This is a genomic window from Streptomyces sp. RLB3-17, from assembly GCF_007113425.2.
In the GTDB taxonomy this organism is placed as follows: Bacteria; Actinomycetota; Actinomycetes; order Streptomycetales; family Streptomycetaceae; genus Streptomyces; species Streptomyces mirabilis_D.
The window spans coordinates 1,585,773-1,605,501 of record NZ_CP041610.2 but is presented as its reverse complement, the minus strand read 5'-3'; the positions used below and the strand labels follow the sequence as shown (position 1 = coordinate 1,605,501).

Below are 19,729 nucleotides of genomic sequence, written 5' to 3'. Positions count from 1 at the left end.
GTATGTCCCGCAACCCCGAACGGAAATACCGCGTCGTCACCTCGTTCCAGCGGTGGATCGGCAATCCGCTCCTGAAGCGCCTGCCGATCCAGACCCTGCTGGAGACCACGGGACGCAAGTCGGGGCTGCCGCGCCGGACCCCGGTCGGCGGACGGCTGGTGGGGCGGGAGTTCTGGTTCGTCAGCGAGTACGGCGCGCGTTCGCAGTACGTGCGCAACATCCAGGCGGATCCGCGGGTCCGGGTCCGCGTCCGGGGCCGCTGGTACACCGGGACCGCCCATGTGATGCCCGAGGACGACGCCCGCGCGCGACTGAGGACCCTGCCGCGGTTCAACAGCGCCGCGGTGCGGGCGATGGGCGCCGGTCTGACGACCGTGCGCGTCGATCTCACGGACTGATCCCCGGCGCATCGGGAATTGCGCACCGTACGTTGAATTCGCATTTGCCTTTTCCGTAAAAGTGTGGGCACGCGCTTGTGCGCCTTTTCCGTGCCCACACTCCGGGGCGGTTCGTCAAGTGCGATATCGACGAATTTCAAAGGGATCGAACGCGCCCCGAGTGGTGCTGAAAGAATGCTACGGTTGAGCCTCGTCCCGAGTCCGGATCGCGTGCCGTTTCGGCACCCTGGCCTCGGATTGCACAGCGAGTGTTCCGTTTCATCAGACTCCGTTCACTCTTTCTTTTCCCCGATCGCGACACCGGCATTTCATGTCTGTGGCGTGGTCGGGGAGCACTGTTTCCTGCGCACTCCCTGGAGTACTTGATTCATGTCTGCTGAGAGCGTGACCGCTGTTGCCCCCGCGGGGCCGGACACATCCGGCTCCTCGTCCGGAGGCCGACATCTCCGCCTGGCTCTGTTCGTGATCGCCGCGGCCCAGTTGATGGTCGTCCTGGACGCCACGATCACGAATATCGCCCTGCCCGCCATCCAGACCGACCTGGGCGTCTCCGACGCGAACCTCGCCTGGATCGTCAACTCCTACGCGCTGGCCTTCGGCGGCCTGCTCCTGCTCGGCGGGAAGGCGGGTGACCTCTTCGGCCGGCGGAAGATGTTCCAGGTCGGCACAGCCGTGTTCACCCTCGCCTCCCTGCTGGGCGGACTGGCCCCGAACGAGAGCCTGTTGATCGGCGCACGCGTCCTGCAGGGCGTCGGTGCCGCACTCGCCGCCCCCAGCGCCCTGGCACTCATCACCACGACGTTCCCGGCCGGAAAGTCCCGCAACACCGCGATGGGCGTGTACGCGGCGATGGGCGGCGTCGGCGCCACCGTCGGCCTGCTGCTCGGCGGCACGCTCACCGACCTCCTGGACTGGCGCTGGGTGTTCTTCGTCAACATCCCCATCGGTCTGGCCGTCCTGGCGGGCACCCGCACCCTGGTCGAGGCGCGGCGCCACCCCGGCCGCCTCGACGTCCCCGGCGCGATCACCGGCACGGGCGGCCTGATCGCCCTGGTCTACGGCATCACCCGGGGCGGCGAGCACGGCTGGACCGACGGCGTCACCCTCGTCTCCTTCGCCGCCGCGGCCGTACTCCTGACCGCCTTCCTGTACCTCCAGGCCCGCACCATCGACCCGATGATGCCGCTGCGCCTCTTCAAGGACCGCACCCGGTCGGGCAGTTACGCCACCATGCTGTTCATCGGCGCGGGCATGTTCGCCACGTTCTACTTCCTGACCCTCTACATGCAGCTGATCCTCGGCTACAGCCCCGTCAGGACCGGCTTCGCCTACCTGCCGTTCAGCTTCGGCATGGCGATGGCCGCGGGCATCAGCTCCAAGCTGGTCACGCACCTCGCGCCGCGCCTGATCGCCGGCCCCGGCCTGCTGGTCGCGGCCGTGGGCATGCTCTGGTTCGCCACCCTGGAGCCGGACTCCTCCTACACCGCGCATCTGATGCCGGCGATGTTCGTGACCGCCCTGGGCCTGGGCATGAGCTTCGTCCCGATGACACTCGGCGCGGTCAGTGGCGTCTCCCACCAGGACACCGGCGTCGCCTCCGCACTGCTCAACACCGCCCAGCAGATCGGCGGCGCGCTCGGCCTCGCCATCCTGTCGACGATCTCCACCTCCGCGGCCGACGACAAGATGCCCCAGGCGGCCGGCTCCCTCTACCGGGGCCTGGCCACCAACGACTTCGCCCTGGTCGCGAAGGCGGGGGACGCGGTGACCCACGGCTACACGATGGCCTTCGTCGCCGCCGCGGCCATGTTCGTGGCCGGTCTGCTCGTCACCGGGGTCGCCATCAACGCGGGCAGGCAGCAGCACACCGAAGGCGCGGCCCCGGTCCACATGGGCTGACGCCCACCCCCGGCATCACCACGACGGACGGGCACGGTCCTCCCGCCGCTGGAGCGCACCATGACGAACCCATCCGCTCAAACGGACCCCCAGAACCCCGAACCCTCCCCGACCATCCGCGCCCTGACCCACGCCTTCGCCCTGCTCGGCAAACGCTGGAACGGCCTGGTCCTCGCCGCTCTCGCCCAGGGCCCCGCCGGATTCGGCGAGGTGCGCGAGCGCGTGCCCGGCATCAGCGACCGCATGCTCGCCGACCGCCTCCACGAACTGGCCGTCGCCGGACTCCTCACCCGGACCGTCCACCACGGACCTCCGCTGCGCTCCCAGTACGCCCTCACCACGCACGGCAACGCCTTCCTCATCCCGCTCGCCGCCCTGGCGGTCTGGGCCGAGGAACACCTGCCGCCGCACCCCGACCGACCCCGCCACGAGACCCTGGCGGGGCAGCCGTGAGCCCCGTCAGCCGACGTGGTCCGCTATCACGCGGGTGATCTCGCGCGTGATCCGCGCGATGCCGGGGGAGCGGACCGGGCAGGGCTTCGGCGTGGACGTGGTCGGCGCCAGGCAGAAGTGCAGATAGTCGTCGTCGCGGTGGAGGGCGGTGCGGTCACGGCCCGGCTGGGTGCAGTACGACGGATGGTCGTGCTCGTACGTGGTGCACGGTAGGTACTGCGCCCAGGTGTAGCGGGCCGTCGCCGGGCTCACCGTCCTCCCGGCGTCGGCGACCAGGTCGTGGGAGGCCGCGGCCCGTGCCGCGTAGAGCGCGTTCACGGTCCGGATCCGCTCGGGGGTGATCGGGTCCGGACCCTGCGACACCCAGATGATCCGGGGCCGTCGCGCGCCGCCCGCGTCCGCGATCTGCTCGGTCAGCCGCCGCATGTCCGCCGCGTACCGCTTGAAGTAGGTGGCCGGTTCCTTGTCGTACGTGATGCCGTCCATGCAGGGCGTGTAGCCCCAGGAGTTGCCCCAGAACTGGAGCACCACGAAGTCCGGACGCAGTGAGCGCACCAGCGCGGCGGCCTTGTCCGTGGGCGGTACGAGGGATCGCTCCCCGGTCCCCTCCAGATAGTCGCAGAGGGTGGTGCCGGAGTAGGGGGCGCTCGTGTACCGGGCGTTCACCTGCTCCCGGAGCGACTGTCCGAGCACCTTCTGGCTCTCCATGGCGAGCGAGTCCCCGAGGTAGAGAACCGTGGGCGCCTTCGCCGCTGCGTCAGCGGTCGTGGGAGTCGTGGCAGCCGTGGGGGAGGCGGCGGGGCGCTGGCGGGTGGTCGTGGTCGGTGACGCAGCGGCCGTGGGCAGCGCGGGATCCGGCGGCGACTGCTCGGGCCCCGACGCGGGATCCCCGCACGCGCCGAGCAGCAGCCCGGCCAACAGCACCCCCACGATCCACGGCCTTCGCATGAAGCAACTCCCGCCCCGCCCGCCGAAAGGGGTCCCCAGGCAAGCACAGCGGGGCACAAGGGGGAAGACGTACGTCGGTCACGGCGGTGTCGGGCGTCAGGCCGGGGGACGGTGGCGGATGCGGGCCGCCAGCAGCGCCACGTCGTCCTCCGCGTGCCGGGCGTCGAGCCCTACGAGGACCCTGTCGAGGGCCGCTTCGACGCCGGTCCCGGGAGGCAGCCGCAGCCCGGCCAGCCGGGCGAGCGAGGCGTCGATGTCCTCGCCGCGCCGCTCCACCAGACCGTCGGTGAACATCATCAGGGTGTCCTCGGGAGCGAGCGCGCGCATGACCGCCTCGTAGCCGCCCACGCCGGTGCCCAGCGGCGGGCCGACCGTCAGCTGCAGGAGTTCCCCGGTGCCGTCCCCGGCGAACACGACCGGCGGCAGATGCCCGGCGCTGGCCAGCGTGGCCGTTCCCCGGGCCGGGTCGACCTGGACGAGCAGAGCGGTCGCCGGACGCCGGGCGCTGTCCTCGGACACGGCCGCGTCCAGGCGGCGCAGCACGCGGTGCGGCGGCAGATCCGTCGAGGCGACGTAGCGCAGCATCGAGCGGTACGCGTTCATGTCCACCGCGGCGTCCAGCCCGTGCCCCATGACGTCGCCCACCACCAGCAGGGTGCGCCCGAAGTGCAGCCGGACGGTCTCGAACCAGTCCCCGCCCACCAGGACGCTGCTGCCGGACGGGAGATAGCGGGTGGCGAGGTCGAGGTTGGGATGCGGGCGGCCCGGTTCGGACAGCAGCGCCCGCTGCAGGGAGAGCACGGTGTCGCGTACGGCGTCGTGCTGCCGTGAGTGGCCGAGGTGGACGGCCGCGAGCCGTGCCGCGTAGTGCATGACGGCGGTGCCCCGGTCGCTGAAGCCCCGCCCCTGCCGGACGGCCAGCAGCACTCCGTACAGGTGGCCGTGGGCCAGCAGCGGCACCGTCATGACCTCCCGGGGGACCGTGCCGGACAGGTCGAGCGACGCCGTGATCGGCAGCCCCTCGTCGAGCGCCTGGACGGACAGCGGGCGGGTGCCCTGCGCGGTCCAAGGGGTGAGCAACTCGGTCCGGCCGGCCGTGGCGACCCGGGTCAGGTTCGGCTCGTGCGCGTGCTGTGCGGCCGGGACGTCCGTGGGCAGCAGATCCACCGCCGCGGCGTCGCAGACCTCCCGGCACACGAACTCCGCGAGCTCCTCGCAGGTGATCCGCTCGTCCAGGGTGGTGCCGATCGCCTCGACGGCGTCCTCACTCATGGCGAACGACGCCCCTGCCCCCGTAGCGTCGTCACCGCCTCGGATCGTCATGCCACCTCCACCGTCGCACACACGTCTGGTTCCATCCACGCACGCGCGTCGCGGGCGCGCATGCTCAGGTGCGCGCCGGGAAGTCGTTCACGAGCACGGCCGCCCCGTCGAAACGGCCGGCCTTGAGGTCCCGAAGGGCCTGCTGGGCCTCGGACAGCGGGTAGGCGTGCGTCGTGGCGCGTACACCGTGGCGGGCCGCCAGCGCCAGGAAGTCCCGCCCGTCCCGTCGGGTGTTGGAGGTGACGCTGCGCAGCTCCTTCTCGTAGAACAGGTCGCTCTCGTAGCGCAGCGGCGGGGTGTCGCTCAGATGGATCCCGGCGACCGACAGGATCCCGCCCCGGTCGAGGGCCCGCAACGCGACCGGGACCAGGTCGCCGACCGGAGCGAACAGGATCGCGCTGTCCAGCGGCTCGGGCGGCTCGTCGTACGCGCCCCGGGCGGACGCGGCCCCGAGTTCCAGCGCGAGCCGCCGCGCGGCCGGGTCACGCGTCAGTACGTGCACGGTGGCGCCCTGTGCGAGGGCCAGCTGCGCGCACAGATGGGCGCTGCCGCCGAACCCGTACAGACCGAGCCGTCCGGCGTCCGGCAGCGCGGCCCGCAGCAGCGCGCGGTAGCCGATGATGCCTGCGCACAGCAGCGGCGCCAGCGCGACGTCGTCCACCTCGCCGGGCAGCCGGTAGGCGAAGGCCGCCGGGACGGTCGTGTACTCCGCGTAGCCGCCGTCGGCGTCCCAGCCCGTGTACTCGGAGGCAGGGCAGAGGTTCTCGGACCCGCGCGCGCAGTACCCGCACGTGCCGTCCGTACGGCGCAGCCAGGCGACGCCCACCCGGTCGCCGACCGCGTGGTCGAGGACGTCCCCGCCCGTCGCCGCGACCACGCCGACGACCTCGTGGCCGGGCGTCACCCGGGCCCGGCGCACCGGCAGGTCTCCCTCGGTGACGTGCAGGTCGGTGCGGCACACCCCGCACGCGCGCACATGGACGAGAAGCTCGTCGGCCGCCGGCACCGGGATCGGCCGCTCGACGAAACGCAGCGGTTCCCCTTCGACCGGCCCGGGCCTGGCCACTTCCCACGCGTGCATCATCCCGTGTCCCCGTCCGTCGACGACCACCCGAGCCCTCTCTCCAGTGTCGTCCAGGGCGCCCCGCTCGGCGCGCGGCCCGGACGGAGGCTGGCTAGCGTGAAACGGGAATGAACCGTAACGAACCGTAACGAACCGGGAAGAGTGGAACGCCATGGCCGTACAGCCCGAGGGAACGCCCTGCTGGGCGGACGCGATGTTCAGCGATGTCGAGGGAGCGAAGAGTTTCTACGGTGACGTGCTCGGCTGGACGTTCGGCGAGTCGTCCTCGGAGTACGGCAACTACACCCAGGCCTACGCGAACGGCAAGGCGGTGGCCGCCGTCGTCCCGCCGATGCCCGGCCAGGAGGGCCAGTCCGCCTGGTGTCTGTACCTCGCGTCGCCCGACGCCGCCGCCACCGCCCAGAAGATCCGGGCCGACGGCGGCGAGGTGCTGATGGAGCCGATGCAGGTCGGCGACTTCGGCACGATGGTGATCGCCCGGGACCCGAGCGGGGTCGTCTTCGGCGTCTGGCAGCCCGGCCGCCACGAGGGCTTCGAGGCCCGGGGCGTGCCCGGCGCGTACTGCTGGGCCGAGGTCTTCACCCGTGAGCCCGAGAAGTCGGACACCTTCTTCTCGGCCGTCTTCGGGTACCGCATGAAGCAGCTGGACGACGACGCCGTCGACTTCAGGCTGTACGACCTCGGCAAGGACCCGGTCCTCGGCCGGATGCGGATGACGGACGACTTCCCGCCCGAGGTCCCGCCATACTTCAACGTGTACTTCACCGTCGAGGACTGCGACGCCGCGGTCGCGAAGGCCACCGAACGGGGCGCGATTCTCCGCTTCGGGCCGATGAGCAGCCCCTTCGGCCGCTTCGCCGCGCTGAGCGACCCACAGGGCGCGGCGTTCTCCGTGATCGACGTCAAGACCACCGAGGGCGCGATGCCCAAGGCGACCGACGTGTCCTGAACGGACCACGGATCGCCCGCGGACCGGCCCCCCGGAGAATGGCGGAATTCCTCCGGGGCGGACCGGGCCCTTTGCCTCCCGGGCAACCATGCGCATGCGGTACTCGTCCCCTCTTGTGGTTGTGGCACGTTCGAACGGCCGAACCCCCCACAAGGATTGCGAGCGAAAGAGACCTCATGCTCCGCATTCACTTCACTTCGGACGACCTTCAGAACATTCGAGTGGCCCGGCAGCCCGATCCCCTGTGGGAACTGATGTGCAGTGTCTGCCGTCTGGAAACCGGCCAGGGACCGCTGGAATTCGGACATTGGCGTCGCTCGGCTCGGCAACGATTCTCCGGCGACTCGAACCTGGTCCGCGCGCTGCGCCCACTGCGCGCCCTGATCCCCGCCACCGGCTATATCCCGGACTTCCTCACCCCGCCGGTCACCGGCGGCGGTCTTTCCGCCGGACTCGACCAACTGCTGCGCACACCGCGTGGGCAACTGGTGCGCGAACTGTCGCGGCTGGCCGAGTCGCGCCCGGTCCCGAACTGGGCCGCCTCGCTGGGCAGACCGGGCAGCGACGCGCTCAAGGTGCTGGCGAACTCCCTGGGGATCTACTTCCGCGGTCTCCTGGAACCGCACTGGCCGCACATCCGCACGGCGGTGGGAAACGATGTCGGGGTGCGCGCCCGAGCCCTCCTCGACGGCGGCACCCAGGCACTGCTGGAGAGCCTGCGCCCGGTCGCGCGCTGGAGTGCCCCGGTGCTCGAAGTGGACTATCCCGTCCAGCGCGACCTGTATCTGGAGGGCCGCGGACTTCTCCTGGTGCCCTCCTACTTCTGCTGGCGCAGACCGACCGCGCTGGCGGACCCCGGTCTGGATCCCGTGCTCGTGTACCCGGTGGCGAAGACTCCGCTCGCCGTCGCGGACGGGACGGACGGCGGGGTCGAGCGACTGCTCGGCCGCACCAGGGCCGCCGTACTGACCGAGGTCGCCGGACAGAGCGCCCGCACCACCTCCGAGGTGGCCGAGGCCGTGGGGATCGCGCTGCCCAGCGCCAGCTACCAGATCGGGGTGCTGCGCGACGGGGGACTGGTCGCCAGCCTCCGTGACGGCAAGTACGTCCTGCACACGGCTACGCTGCTGGGTCTGCGGCTGCTCGGCACCAACCCCCGGATGCGGGAGAGCGCGCTGCGGCCCGTGCGGGGAGCCGCCGCCGGGCCGTGGCATGATCGGGGACATGCTTGAACGTGTGGTGGCCGCCTGTGACGGGGCTTCGAAGGGAAACCCGGGACCGGCCGGATGGGCGTGGGTCGTGGCCGACGGCGCGGAGACGCCGACCCGCTGGGAGGCGGGAGCGCTGGGCACGGCGACGAACAACGTCGCCGAACTCACCGCGCTGGAGCGCCTGTTGACGGCGATCGCGCCGGACGTCCCGCTGGAGATCCGGATGGACTCCCAGTACGCGATGAAGGCCGTCACGACCTGGCTGCACGGCTGGAAGCGCAAGGGCTGGAAGACGGCCTCCGGGAAGCCGGTCGCCAACCAGGAACTGGTCGCGCGCATCGACGAACTCCTCGACGGCCGCACCGTGGAGTTCCGTTACGTCCCCGCCCACCAGGTCGACGGCGACCGGCTGAACGACTTCGCCGACCGAGCCGCGAGCCAGGCCGCCATCGCCCAGCAGCCCGCCGGCAGCGACCTCGGCTCCCCTGAGCCCCCGCCGTCCCCCGACACCCCGGCCCCCTCCGGCGCCGGCCGCCGCCGCACCACGGCCACCGCCTCCGCCAAGACGCCCCGGCAGGGCACGTCGGCCCGTACGATCAAGGCCAAGTTCCCGGGCCGCTGCCTCTGCGGCCGCTCGTACGCGGCGGGCGAGCCCATCGCCAAGAACGGCCAGGGCTGGGGGCACCCCGAGTGCCGTACGGCCGAGCCCAGCAACGCCTAGTACTTTCCCTGCCTCGGTCTCCTTCGGGGGCTGTCCGCCGAACACTCGGCGGACAGCCCCCGAAGTGCGTGGCGGACACTGGTGCGAAGACGGGGCGGGTCGGGGAGGATGTGGGATCTTCGGCACCGGCCGGGGGCGTGGGGCCTTGCAGGGGGTTGCGTGGAGGCGTTCGAGGCGCTGGAGGCGGGGGACCCTCGCCAGGTGGGGCGCTACCGGATCGTGGCGCGGCTCGGTGCGGGCGGGATGGGGCGCGTCTACCTGGGGCGTTCGCCAGGAGGGCGGGCGGTCGCGGTCAAGGTGGTGCGCCCGGAACTGGCGGACGACGGTGACTTCCGGCGCCGGTTCGCCCGGGAGGTCGCCGCGGCCCGACGGGTGAACGGCGTGTTCACCGCGGGTGTGGTCGACGCCGATCCGGACGGGTCGCCCGCGTGGCTGGCGACCGCGTACGTGCCCGGGGTCCCGTTGGGCGACGCCGTGGCGGCGCACGGGCCCTGGCCCGAGGGCCCGGTGCTGGCGCTCGGCGCGGGCCTTGCCGAGGCCTTGGAGGCGATCCACGCGGCCGAGGTGGTCCACCGGGACCTCAAGCCGTCGAACATCCTGCTCGCCCCGGACGGACCGAGGGTGATCGACTTCGGGATCTCGGTGACCGGGGAGGCCAGCGCGCTGACCCGCACCGGCGTGGTGGTGGGCACGCCCGGGTTCATGTCTCCCGAGCTGCTGACCGGCAAGCCGGTCGGGCCGGCCAGCGATGTCTTCTCCCTGGGCGCGGTCCTGGCCTACACCGCCACCGGGGCCGGGCCGTTCGGGACCGGTTCGGCGCACGCCCTGAGCTTCCGTGTCGTCTACGAGGAACCCGACCTTCGCCGACTCCCGCCCGACGTACGGGACTTGGTGGCGGAGTGCCTCGTCAAGGAGCCCGGCGGACGGCCCACCGTGCCCACGTTGCTGGACCGGCTGGCCCGAGCGACCGGCGGCGCACCGGCCGTCAACTCCGCCCCGTCGCACCCTGGTTGGCTGCCCGAGCCGGTGGCCGCCGCCGTGCACACCCGTACCGCCACGCAGCCCACGCCCGAACCGTCGGCGTGGGTGGCGCCGCCCCGGACGGGGGAGTGGCCCGACGGCGACCGGCCGCCGTCCGTCGATGCCGCCGGTGGGCCGGCGGGGCCGTCGCGCCGACGGGCCCTGCTCGGCATGGGCGCCGGTGTCGCGGGTCTTGGGTTCGGCGGCTGGAGCATCTACGACAACAGGTCCTCCGCCACCCGAAGGCGCGAGGCCGGGCCCGGCGAGCAGCGCTGGCGGTTCCAGGTCGGCGGCCTGGTGTACGCGTCGCCGGCCGTGGTGGACGATCTGGTGTACATCAGCAGCAGCCGGAACCTGTGCGCGGTGGACGCCTCCACCGGCGAACAGCGCTGGAAGCGCCCCAGAACCGGTGTCGGGTATTCGTCACCGGTCGCCGTCCGGGGGACCGTCCTCCTCAGCAGCGTCGACGAGAACCTGTACGCACTGGACGGCGCCACCGGCAAGGAACAGTGGAAGTTCCACCTCGGCAGCGTCGGTTCCCAGTCGCCCACCGAGGTCGGTGGGATCGTCTATGCCGGCGGTGAGAACGGCAACCTGCATGCCGTGGACATCGCCGACGGCAGCGAAAAGTGGCACTTCTTCGCCGGCGGCGGGGTGTCCTCGTCTCCGACCGTGGCAGAGGCGGTGGTCTACTTCGGCAGTTTCCACAGCCTGTTCGCGGTGGACGCGGCCACCGGTGAGCAGCGGTGGAAGGCCACCACCGACGCCAGCGTGTTCACGCGGCCCGCCGTGGTCGACGGAGTGGTCTACGCCGGCTCCGAGGGCGGCACCCTCCTCGCGGTGGACGCGGTGACGGGCGATCAACGATGGAAGACAGCGGTCGGAGGTGTCGTGTCCTCGTCGCTGACCGTGTCCGACGGGGTGGTCTACGCCGGCAGTGCCGACGGCAACCTGTACGCGGTGGAGGCCGCCACCGGCAAGCGACGATGGAAGTTTCCCATCGGCAAACGCACGCTCTCCTCGCCGACCGTCTCCGACGGGGTGGTGTACGTCGGCGGTGGCGACCGGCACCTGTACGCGGTGAACGGCCCGACCGGCAAACAGCGGTGGAAGTTCGCCACCGGCGGGGCCGTGTACTCCACGCCCGCCGTGTCCGACGGCGTGGTGTACGTCGGCAGCGAGGACGGCTATCTGCACGCGGTGACACGGTAGCGACGGATTCGGGTGGGAGATGGGGGATGGGGGGATAGGCGATGAAAGATGGGGGATGGGGGATGGGGACGAAATGGGGCACGAAGAACTACTGACCGCGGACGTCGAGGCCCGCGTGCTGGCCGAAGCCGACCGATGGCTGCGGGCGGGGCTGAGTACCTAGCCCTGCGACCGGCCGAGGGCCGAGGCCTCGGTCGCCGCCGTGTACCGCGCCCATGGTCTGCCGGTCCCGCGGACCGTCGTGTGGATGGACTCCCCGCTGGGCGGCGCACCGGCGTCCTGGGCACTGCGCCACGGGCGCGAGGACGGGCTCGACGGGACGCTGTTCACCGACCTCGCCGCCGGTCCGCCGCTGCGGCTCTCGCCGGAGTTCGCGCGGAGGAACGGATGCGCGGGCAACTCCCGGCGGCGGGTGTCGGCCGGCTGCCGGCCGGTCGCGCGAGCGTTGACCGGCACCTTCTGGGACACCTCCGAAGCGAGGACACGACTGGTACGGGCCCTGGGCGAGCCCCTCTACGACACGCTCGGCCTGCACTGGGAACGCGGCGAGTCCGGCGCCTACGAACTGGAGGAGGAGATGAGCCGTGTCCTTTCCCGGTCGACGGACCCCGCGCCGGGGCGCTTCGGCGGGCTGGTGCGGCGCCGCCTTCAGGACAGGCTCCGCGGTCCGGTGCCGGAGCACATCGTTCGGCCCGTCCGTGTCATGGACGTCATCACCCCGCCACCGCCGCCGAGCCGGGAGGAGATCTACCTCTGATCTTGGCCAGTGCTCCGCCGTTTACGGCGGGGGTGAAGGCCGTCTCAGAACTGCTCTGAGTCGCGTGTGAGCATGGGTCTGTGCTGTCTGCGTCAGTTCGTGGGGCGCTGCTGGTTGTCGATGTACTGGCGTACGGCGGTCAGCGGTGCTCCGTCGCATGAGCCGCGAAGTAGGAGCCAGACCAGAAGTGCCCGCCCCGCAGATACTTGCGGACGTGGCTGTCGTACTTCTGGCGCAGGCGTCGGGATGAGACGCCCTTGAGGCTGTTGACCAGCTTGGAGAGCTGCACCTTGGGCGGGTAGTGCACGAGGAGGTGGATGTGGTCCTGTTCTGCGTTGAACTGCTTCAGCTCGGCCTCGAAGTTGGTGCAGACCTTGCGCATGACCTCCTCGCAGCGGGTCAGCATGGTGTCGGTGAACGCGTTCCGCCGGTACCTGGTGACGAAAACCAAGTGGACGTGCAGGCTGTGCAGGACGTGACGGCGGGTGCGCGCGCTGGGGTTTGGATTCCAGTGTGGTGACATAAACCAATACCGTAGGGTGTCGTCCGTGAGTGATCGCGGCCTGGAGGCACGGCAGTTCGGGCACCGCGCCCGGCTTGCACTGTCCCCTGCCCTGGCGCTCAAGGCTGACGATCAGGCGCACGCGGCCCGCACGATGTGGAATCTCCTGCACGTCTGGTGGCAGATGATGCCGAAGGAGAAGCGGACCCTGGCGAACGCGGACGCCGCGATCCGCCAGGCCCGCCAGGACATCGACTTCCTCGCCGTCCTCCCCGCCCAGGCCGCGCAAGCGGTACTCAAGACGTACTTCCAGGCGTGGAAGAACTGCTGGGACGGCCGCGCCGACACCCCGAACTTCAAGGGCCGGTTCCGCACGGTGATGTCCGTGGACATCCCGCAGGGCCGCGACCTGAACATCACCCGCGTGCACCGCCGCTGGGGCACGGTCAACATTCCCAAGGTAGGCCGGGTCCGCTTCCGCTGGACCAAAGACCTTCCGGTCGGCAAGCGTGCAGGCGCGGAGAACCGGATCACCGGTGCACGACTGAGCAGGGACGCGCTCGGCTGGCACATCGCCTTCCGAGTCCAGACCTTGGAGGTCAGGCCCGATCCCCACCAGGGGCCGGACGTCGGCGTCGACGTGGGCGTCACCGTGCCCATAGCCCTCTCGGACGGTGAAACGTACGAGCACGGCGAATGGCTGACCGGCAAGGAGAAAGCCAGGCTTCTGCACCTGGAGCAGCGCGCCGCGCAGCGTAGGCGGCACCGCAACCCAGGCGAGCGCACCAGCCGCCGGCTACGCCGCACCTACGACCAGATCGCAGAACTCCGCGCGAAAGCCAAGCGCCGGGCTTTGGACTGGCAGCACCAGACGACCACCGTCATCGCCCGCACATACGGCACCGTCGTGGTCGAAGCACTCACCATCACGAACATGGTCAAGTCCGCCAAGGGAACCATCGAGGAGCCGGGGAAGCACGTTGCCCAGAAGGCTGGGCTGAACCGCTCCATCAGCGGGGAGGCATGGGGCCGGACGGTCACCATGCTGACGTACAAGCTCGCCCAGCTCGGCGGCACCCTGCACAAGGTTCCTGCCCCCGGCACCTCCAGGCGCTGCTCAGTGTGCGGCTTCACCATGCCCGGCAACCGGGAGAGCCAGGCCGTGTTCGTGTGTAAGAACCCGGACTGCGGCTGGTCGGGTAACGCCGACCACAACGCGGCCCGGAACGTCTTGCACCTGTACCGGATGGGCCACGCGCTCATCCCGGCTGCCGGGAGGGCAGTCGCCAGGCGCGCACCGCGCGTCAAGCCCGCCACCGCAAGGTAGGCGGGAATCTCCCTGCTTTAGCTGGGAGAGCACTTCAATTCCGGCAGGAGTTCGGCGGCAGGCTGGACAGCTGGTCCGCCGCAGGGGAGTTGATCCACTGGCGCTGCATGCTCGCCGCCGCCGGGCTGCCCGGCTCGCCCGCCCTGGAGGCCATGCAGGAGGCCTTGTACCAGGTGGGCGCCTGGTGGCCGCTGGAGGACGCCGTCGTCCTCACCGAGCGCCCCGTCGTCCTGTTGCACCAGGACGGCACGGACACCACCGCGCCGCACGTACGGATCGGGTACGCGGACGGCTGGCAGGTGGAGGACGTCTAGACGAGCGGCGTGGGGCCCCGCTCTCCCCTCCCGGTGAGGAGCGGCGACCGGGGCTGGACCTGCGAACGCGCGGTCAGACGGTGTCGAAGGTGTAGAACGCGGTGTGATCCAGCAGCTCCGCCGGTTTCACGTCGTTCCACGGCTTCATGGTCTCGTCGAGGTCCACGACGTCGGGGGTGCCGGAGAGCGGCAGATAGCCGGAGGCGGGGTGGCGGCGCTGCCAGTCGGCCCAGAGCTTGTCTATGTAGGCGTGGTGCAGCCAGAAGACGGGGTCGTTGGGGGAGACACCGGTGGCCATCTGGCCGCCGACCCAGACGTGCACCCGGTTGTGGAGATTGACGCCTCGCCACCCTTCGAGGTGATTGCGGAAACCGTCCGAGGAACTGTTCCAGGGCGCCATGTCGTACGTCGCCATGCCGAGCACGGAGTCCACCTCGGCGCGGGTCGGCAGCTCACGGGTACCGCTGCCGAGCGAGCGCCGCAGATACGTACGGCCGTCGACGCGCACGCTGATCGGCCAGTTGCCCGCGGAGGCCGCGAAGGGGCCGTCCATCACCCGCCCGTCCAGGCTGCGTCCGGTGCCGCCGAGGAAGTCGGGGGCCCACAGGGTGGAACGGGGCGAACGGTCGGTGCTCCAGTCCCAGTACGGGAGGGCGACGGAGGCGTCCACGGACTGCAGTGCCCGCTCGAACTCCAGCAGGAATCTGCGGTGCCAGGGCAGGAAGGAGGGCGAACGATGGCCCGTCCGTTCGCCGTTGTCCGTGTCGCCGAGGATGAACGCGTTGTGCGTGGTGACGAAGGCGTCGTACCGGCCACTGCGCTTCAGCTGGAGGAGCGCGTCGGTGAAACGCCGCTTCTCGTCGGCGGTCAGGTTCGCCTGGTTCTTGCGTACGGTCATGTGCGGGACTCCACGGTGTGCTGACGGGGCTGGGTCACTGCTGAGGCATGGGCATGGGCATGCCGAGGGGGACGAGCGGTGCCCCCTGGAGTTCCACGACCGCGGCGCGGGCGGCGGCGCGCGGGGTGGGCACCGGGTCGTAGTGGCTGACGACGCTGATCCAGCTGCCGTCGGCGTTCTGCATCACGTGCAGCTCGACCCCGTCGACGAACACGGCGTACCCGGCGCCGTGTTCGTGATGGTGACCACCGCCGGCGGCGCGGCCCGTGATGCGACGACCCCGGTACACCTCGTCGAAGGCCTCGGGCCCGACGTGGTGTCCGGTGTCCGCGGCCCTGGCCACGGCGACGGTCTGGGTGCCGGCCGCGGCGGCGAGGGCGGCCGCGGCCCCGAGGGCACGGCGACGGGTGAGTTCCGGCATGCGGAGACCTCCTGCGATCAAGCTCGGTCGATGACCCGATATGCCTATCGGTTCGTCGGAGAGCGGGAGAAATCGCCGGATGTCGGTTGGCCGTGATCAGGACAATTAAGTAAATGTCGTGCAAGGTTGAACGAAGATGATCTTGCTGTGCGGGCATCCGCGATCGACCGGAAGGTGGAATTCCTCCGGTCGGCCGACGTTCCGCCGATGATCTTCCCGGGGCGGCCGATGGCGGGTGGCGCGGCTCACGCCCCCAAGCTGGCGCGAACCACGGGGGTCGCGCCGGTCTGCCGCTCTACGTGGTCAATTGAGGCCGATCCCGACTCCGCACGCGCCGTCCGCGACCACTCGCTGTGCGGGAGTGCACCTGGAGCCACGCGAACGGCGCCGCTGTCGGTGCAGAGCGCCGCCCGAAAGTAGGGCGCCCATTGGGTGAATAGCAATTCACCGGCTATGGTGAATTGCTATTCACCCCCCTTCTTCGCGCCGACTTCTGGAGAGTTCATGGTGGCACTGCGTGACCGACTGACGGTCCCGGTCCTCGCGCTCGGCGGGAGCCTCATGGCCGTCATGCAGGTGGTGGTGGTGCCGCTGCTGCCCGACCTGCCGCGGCTGACGGGCGCGTCGGCGGGCGCCGTGTCCTGGATGGTGACGGCGACGCTGCTGACCGGAGCGGTGCTCAACCCCGTACTCGGCCGCGCCGGCGACATGTACGGCAAGAAGAAGGTGCTGCTGATCGCCCTCGGGATGATGACGGTCGGCTCGCTCATGTGCGCCCTCACGTCCGACATCCGCATACTCATCGCGGCCCGGGCCCTGCAAGGGGCCGCGGCCGCCGTCGTACCGTTGTCGATCAGCCTCCTGCGGGACGAACTGCCGCCCGAGCGCACGGGTTCCGCGGTGGCGCTGATGAGCTCCACCGTCGGGATCGGCGCCGCCCTCGGCCTCCCGATCGCCGCGATCGTGGTTCAGTACGCCAGCTGGCACGTCATGTTCTGGGGGACGACCGCGGTCGGCGCCCTCGGGACGGCGCTGGCCTGGTGGGCGGTGCGCGAGTCGCCCGTCCGCGAGCCGGGCCGCTTCGACATGACCGGCGCGCTGGGCCTGGCCCTGGGGCTCTCCTGTCTGCTGCTGGGGGTGTCGCAGGGCGGCCAGTGGGGCTGGAGCAGCCCCCGGATCCTCGGCCTGTTCGTCGGGAGCGTCTGCGTCCTCGGCCTGTGGTGGGCGCAGCAACTGCGCGCCGCGCGCCCTCTGGTCGACCTGAAACTGGCGACCAGCCCCCGCGTCGCCCTGCCCCATGTCGCGGCGCTTCTGACCGGCTTCGCCTTCTACGCCAACTCCCTGGTGACGGCGCAGCTGGTGCAGGCGCCCAAGGCGACCGGCTACGGCCTCGAGCTGTCCATCGTGGCGACGGGTCTGGTCCTGCTGCCCGGCGGGGTGATCATGCTGCTGCTCTCGCCGGTCTCGGCGCGTATCTCGGCGGCCCGCGGCGCCCGGGTGACGCTGGCGCTGGGCACCCTGGTCATCGCCGCCGGCTACGGCATACGCATCATCAACAGCCACAGCCTGCTGGTGATCCTGCTGGGTTCCGCGGTCTGCGCGATGGGAACGGCGTTCTCCTACTCGGCGCTGCCCACCCTCATCCTGCGCGCGGTGCCCGCGGGGCAGACCGCGTCCGCGAACGGCGTCAACGTGCTGATGCGCACCGTCGGCCAGGCCGTGAGCAGTGCCGCCGTCGCCGCCATCCTGGTCCACCACACCAGCCTCGTCGGCGGCGCCCCGATCCCCACGCTGCACGGCTATCTGCTGGCCTTCGCCATGGCGGGTACGGTCGCACTGGTGGCCTGTGTCGCCGCCCTCGTCATACCCGCCGACCCCACCCTCCGTGACACCCGACGGGCCTCCGGCAGCTCGGACGCACCTCGGGACGAGGCATTCGAAGGAGCCTGAGCACCGTGTCCACTCCGCCCCCCGGCCTCAGCGCGAGCCCGATCGCCCCACCGCGCCGCGACGCCGAGGCCACGAAGGCGACCATCCTGCGCGCGGCCCGGCATCTGATGGCCCGGCACGCCCACGCGGACATCACGCTCAAGGCGATCGCCGACCGCGCGGGGGTGAGCGCTCCGCTGATCCTCAAGTACTTCGGGAACAAGGACGCGCTCTTCGGGCGCGTGATGTCCTTCGAGACGGATGCCGCCGCCCTCCTGGACGCGCCCCTGGACCAACTGGGCCCCCACATGGTCCGCCAGGTGCTCGTCGGCCAGACCGAGCGCGGAGCCGACCCCGTCCTGCGGATCATCTTCGCCCCGCGCCAGGGCGACCAGGGCGACGTCATGCGCGCCAACTTCCGCACTCAGGTCAGCGACCGCCTCGCCCTGCGGCTGAGCGGCCCCGACGCGGACCTGCGCGCCGAACTCGCCGTCGGCACACTGCTCGGGCTCGGCGCGATGTACGGCATCGCGCGCGGCACCCGGCTGCGCGCGACCGCGATCGAGGACATCGTCGACCGGTACGGCCCCACGGTCCAGGCACTCCTGACGCCGTGAGGCGATGGACGCCGCCGGACAGGAACGGCCGCCCCTCGCTCAGTTCACGCCGTCCGGGCGGAACTGGACGCTGATCCGCGGCCCCGCCGCCCGCGCCGTCTTGGGAATGGCGTGCTCCCAGGTGCGCTGGCAAGAGCCGCCCATCACGATCAGGTCGCCGTGTCCGAGTGGGCGCCGTACGGTCTCCCCGCCGCGGCGCGGGCGCAGCAACAGGTCGCGCGGAGCGCCCACGGAGAGGATCGCGACCATGGTGTCCTCCCGTGCGCCCCGCCCGATCCGGTCCCCGTGCCAGGCCACGCTGTCGCGGCCGTCCCGGTAGTAGCACAGGCCCGCGGTGGTGAACGGTTCGCCCAGCTCGCGGGCGTAGTGCGCGGACAGCGCCTGCCGCGCCTCGTCGAGGATCGGGTGCGGCGGCGCGTCGCTCGCCCGGTAGTACGCGAGCAGCCTCGGTACGTCCACGACGTGCTCGTACATCTGCCGCCGCTCCGCCCGCCACGGCACCTCCTCGACGAGCCGTGCGAACAGGGCGTCGGCGCCACTGAGCCATCCGGGCAACAGGTCGATCCAGGCCCCGTCGCCCAGGACCGTCCGGCGCGTCGCGTTCAACTGACTGAGGTGGAGCTCGTCGGTCTGGTCGAACAGCGAGCCCTGGAGGTGCGTGGACATGCCTCCAGCGTACTCCGTATTCGAATATACGTTCCATTGATGTCTCAGGGTCTGGCGTCGGCCTCCGTGAGGACCGCGTGGATGACGTGCTCGGCGTTGGCGGCGATCACCGGATTGGTGACGCGGTAGCACGGGAGCTGGATGAGCGCCATGGACAGGGCCCAGCCGCGCCCCCGCGCCCAGGCGGCGTCGTCGGCGCCCGCCGCCCGCCGGAAGGTGTCCCGCGCCTCGGCGGGGAGCAGGTTCCAGGCCGGGATGAGGTCGCAGGCCGGGTCGCCGACGCCGACGGTGCCGAAGTCCAGCACGGCGTCGAGCCGGTCCCCGCGGGTGAGCAGGTTGCCGGGCATCAGGTCGGAGTGGGCCCAGGTGGGCGGACCGGTCCACGCGGGCGCGGCGAGCGCCGCCTCCCAGGCGGCGGTGGCGGCGGAGGTGTCGATCGTGCCGCGCAGCTCGTCGAGCGCGGCGCGGGTCATTGCATCGGCGGTGGACAGGGGCACACCCCGGTAGGCGGTCGGCCCGTCGGGCAGCCGGACCCGGCGCAGCGCGGCCACGAAGGCGCCGAGGTCGGCGGCCAGGGGCAGCGGATCGCTGAGGCGGCCGGCGCGCGGGGGTTCGCCGTCGAGCCAGCGCTGCACCATCCAGGGCCACGGGTAGCCCTCGCCGGGTGTGCCGGTGGCGAGGATCTCGGGGACGGCGGCCGGGAGCAGCGGGGCGAGCCGCGGCACCCAGTGCGCTTCCCTGGCCACGTCCTCGGCGCCCCCCTCGATCCGGGGGAGGCGTACGGCCAGGTCGTCCCCGAGCCGGTACAGGGCGTTGACGGTACCCGCCGACGGGAAGCGCTTCAGGGGCAGCTCGGCCCACCGTGGGAACTGCGCGGCCAGCAGCCGTCGCACGAGCGAGGCGTCGATCGGGAACTCGCCGGGACGCATCGGGCCCTCGGGGATCGTTTGCGCTTCTGGATCTCTGTCTGACACGCGGCCCAACTATGCCTGGGGTGAAGGAGGTTCGCGCTTCTTTTTCGCGACAGGCAACCTGGCGCACGCCGTCGCCGTCTTGATCGACAACGGATGGGCGGCGCGA

The 19,729-nt window shown here is 71.3% G+C and carries 19 protein-coding genes and 1 pseudogene; 12 read left to right on the top strand and 8 right to left on the bottom strand.

Translation table 11 applies throughout. The features are described from left to right. Window positions 1-2: 2 nt before the first annotated feature. The 3 genes from FNV62_RS07720 to FNV62_RS07710 all read left to right on the top strand — a co-directional run bounded on the left by FNV62_RS07720 (window position 3) and on the right by FNV62_RS07710 (window position 2,750). On the top strand, window positions 3-398 hold the full coding sequence (locus FNV62_RS07720; protein ID WP_097283191.1) for a nitroreductase/quinone reductase family protein: 396 nt from the start codon (window positions 3-5) through the stop codon (window positions 396-398). Between the two features lie 369 nt (window positions 399-767). Continuing rightward, window positions 768-2,297 carry a DHA2 family efflux MFS transporter permease subunit gene (locus FNV62_RS07715; protein WP_144314912.1) on the top strand — a complete coding sequence of 510 codons (1,530 nt, stop codon included), beginning with the start codon at window positions 768-770 and terminating at the stop codon, window positions 2,295-2,297. A gap of 60 nt (window positions 2,298-2,357) precedes the next feature. Then, window positions 2,358-2,750, top strand: a complete 393-nt coding sequence (locus FNV62_RS07710; RefSeq protein ID WP_144314910.1) for a winged helix-turn-helix transcriptional regulator — start codon at window positions 2,358-2,360, stop codon at window positions 2,748-2,750. 6 nt (window positions 2,751-2,756) lie between these two features. Here FNV62_RS07710 and FNV62_RS07705 read toward each other — a convergent pair whose 3' ends face one another. The 3 genes from FNV62_RS07705 to FNV62_RS07695 all read right to left on the bottom strand — a co-directional run bounded on the left by FNV62_RS07705 (window position 2,757) and on the right by FNV62_RS07695 (window position 6,102). Next, entirely contained in the window at window positions 2,757-3,698 is a 942-nt protein-coding gene (locus tag FNV62_RS07705; RefSeq protein WP_143607195.1) for an SGNH/GDSL hydrolase family protein, read from the bottom strand. A gap of 96 nt (window positions 3,699-3,794) precedes the next feature. Further along, window positions 3,795-5,021 (bottom strand): PP2C family protein-serine/threonine phosphatase, encoded by a 1,227-nt coding sequence (locus FNV62_RS07700; RefSeq protein ID WP_143600442.1) that lies wholly within the window; start codon window positions 5,019-5,021, stop codon window positions 3,795-3,797. A gap of 64 nt (window positions 5,022-5,085) precedes the next feature. Continuing rightward, window positions 5,086-6,102 (bottom strand): zinc-binding alcohol dehydrogenase family protein, encoded by a 1,017-nt coding sequence (locus FNV62_RS07695; RefSeq protein WP_144316434.1) that lies wholly within the window; start codon window positions 6,100-6,102, stop codon window positions 5,086-5,088. A 154-nt stretch (window positions 6,103-6,256) separates the two neighbouring features. Here FNV62_RS07695 and FNV62_RS07690 point away from each other — a divergent pair, with 154 nt between their 5' ends. The 5 genes from FNV62_RS07690 to FNV62_RS07670 all read left to right on the top strand — a co-directional run bounded on the left by FNV62_RS07690 (window position 6,257) and on the right by FNV62_RS07670 (window position 11,975). After that, window positions 6,257-7,054, top strand: coding sequence for a VOC family protein (locus FNV62_RS07690; RefSeq protein ID WP_143600439.1), 798 nt, complete (start codon window positions 6,257-6,259; stop codon window positions 7,052-7,054). Between the two features lie 176 nt (window positions 7,055-7,230). Then, entirely contained in the window at window positions 7,231-8,286 is a 1,056-nt protein-coding gene (locus FNV62_RS07685; protein WP_143607193.1) for an ArsR/SmtB family transcription factor, read from the top strand. Then, on the top strand, window positions 8,267-8,986 hold the full coding sequence (locus tag FNV62_RS07680; protein ID WP_144314908.1) for a ribonuclease H family protein: 720 nt from the start codon (window positions 8,267-8,269) through the stop codon (window positions 8,984-8,986). The genes FNV62_RS07685 and FNV62_RS07680 overlap by 20 nt, the downstream gene beginning before the upstream one ends. Window positions 8,987-9,145: 159 nt before the next feature. Further along, window positions 9,146-11,218 carry a serine/threonine-protein kinase gene (locus FNV62_RS07675; protein ID WP_225900194.1) on the top strand — a complete coding sequence of 691 codons (2,073 nt, stop codon included), beginning with the start codon at window positions 9,146-9,148 and terminating at the stop codon, window positions 11,216-11,218. A 247-nt stretch (window positions 11,219-11,465) separates the two neighbouring features. Then, on the top strand, window positions 11,466-11,975 hold the full coding sequence (locus tag FNV62_RS07670) for a hypothetical protein (RefSeq protein WP_144314906.1): 510 nt from the start codon (window positions 11,466-11,468) through the stop codon (window positions 11,973-11,975). A 92-nt stretch (window positions 11,976-12,067) separates the two neighbouring features. On the opposite strand, the pseudogene tnpA reads toward FNV62_RS07670, so the two are convergent. Continuing rightward, a pseudogene (gene tnpA / locus FNV62_RS07665) lies at window positions 12,068-12,498 on the bottom strand (IS200/IS605 family transposase). A 25-nt stretch (window positions 12,499-12,523) separates the two neighbouring features. Here tnpA and FNV62_RS07660 point away from each other — a divergent pair. Together FNV62_RS07660 and FNV62_RS07655 are read left to right on the top strand one after the other, a co-directional pair. Then, window positions 12,524-13,804, top strand: coding sequence for an RNA-guided endonuclease InsQ/TnpB family protein (locus FNV62_RS07660; protein ID WP_144314904.1), 1,281 nt, complete (start codon window positions 12,524-12,526; stop codon window positions 13,802-13,804). Between the two features lie 107 nt (window positions 13,805-13,911). Beyond that, window positions 13,912-14,118: a DUF6745 domain-containing protein gene (locus FNV62_RS07655; RefSeq protein WP_144314903.1), complete on the top strand. Its 207-nt coding sequence runs from the start codon at window positions 13,912-13,914 to the stop codon at window positions 14,116-14,118. A gap of 73 nt (window positions 14,119-14,191) precedes the next feature. Here the strand turns inward: FNV62_RS07655 and melC2 are convergent, their stop codons facing one another. Continuing rightward, window positions 14,192-15,016, bottom strand: coding sequence for a tyrosinase MelC2 (melC2, locus tag FNV62_RS07650; RefSeq protein ID WP_143607192.1), 825 nt, complete (start codon window positions 15,014-15,016; stop codon window positions 14,192-14,194). Between the two features lie 34 nt (window positions 15,017-15,050). Beyond that, window positions 15,051-15,437 carry an apotyrosinase chaperone MelC1 gene (melC1, locus tag FNV62_RS07645; RefSeq protein WP_054236852.1) on the bottom strand — a complete coding sequence of 129 codons (387 nt, stop codon included), beginning with the start codon at window positions 15,435-15,437 and terminating at the stop codon, window positions 15,051-15,053. Between the two features lie 504 nt (window positions 15,438-15,941). Here melC1 and FNV62_RS07640 point away from each other — a divergent pair. Further along, the gene (locus FNV62_RS07640) at window positions 15,942-17,387 is read left to right on the top strand and encodes an MFS transporter (protein ID WP_143607191.1); all 1,446 of its coding nucleotides are present in this window, start codon (window positions 15,942-15,944) and stop codon (window positions 17,385-17,387) included. Further along, entirely contained in the window at window positions 17,384-17,983 is a 600-nt protein-coding gene (locus FNV62_RS07635) for a TetR family transcriptional regulator (RefSeq protein ID WP_143607190.1), read from the top strand. Before FNV62_RS07640 ends, FNV62_RS07635 begins: the two co-directional genes overlap by 4 nt. Before the next feature lie 39 nt (window positions 17,984-18,022). Here the strand turns inward: FNV62_RS07635 and FNV62_RS07630 are convergent, their stop codons facing one another. Both FNV62_RS07630 and FNV62_RS07625 read right to left on the bottom strand, forming a co-directional pair. Next, window positions 18,023-18,649, bottom strand: coding sequence for an alpha-ketoglutarate-dependent dioxygenase AlkB (locus FNV62_RS07630; RefSeq protein WP_144314901.1), 627 nt, complete (start codon window positions 18,647-18,649; stop codon window positions 18,023-18,025). 44 nt (window positions 18,650-18,693) lie between these two features. Then, on the bottom strand, window positions 18,694-19,578 hold the full coding sequence (locus FNV62_RS07625) for an aminoglycoside phosphotransferase family protein (protein WP_144316432.1): 885 nt from the start codon (window positions 19,576-19,578) through the stop codon (window positions 18,694-18,696). Between the last annotated feature and the right edge of the window lie 151 nt (window positions 19,579-19,729).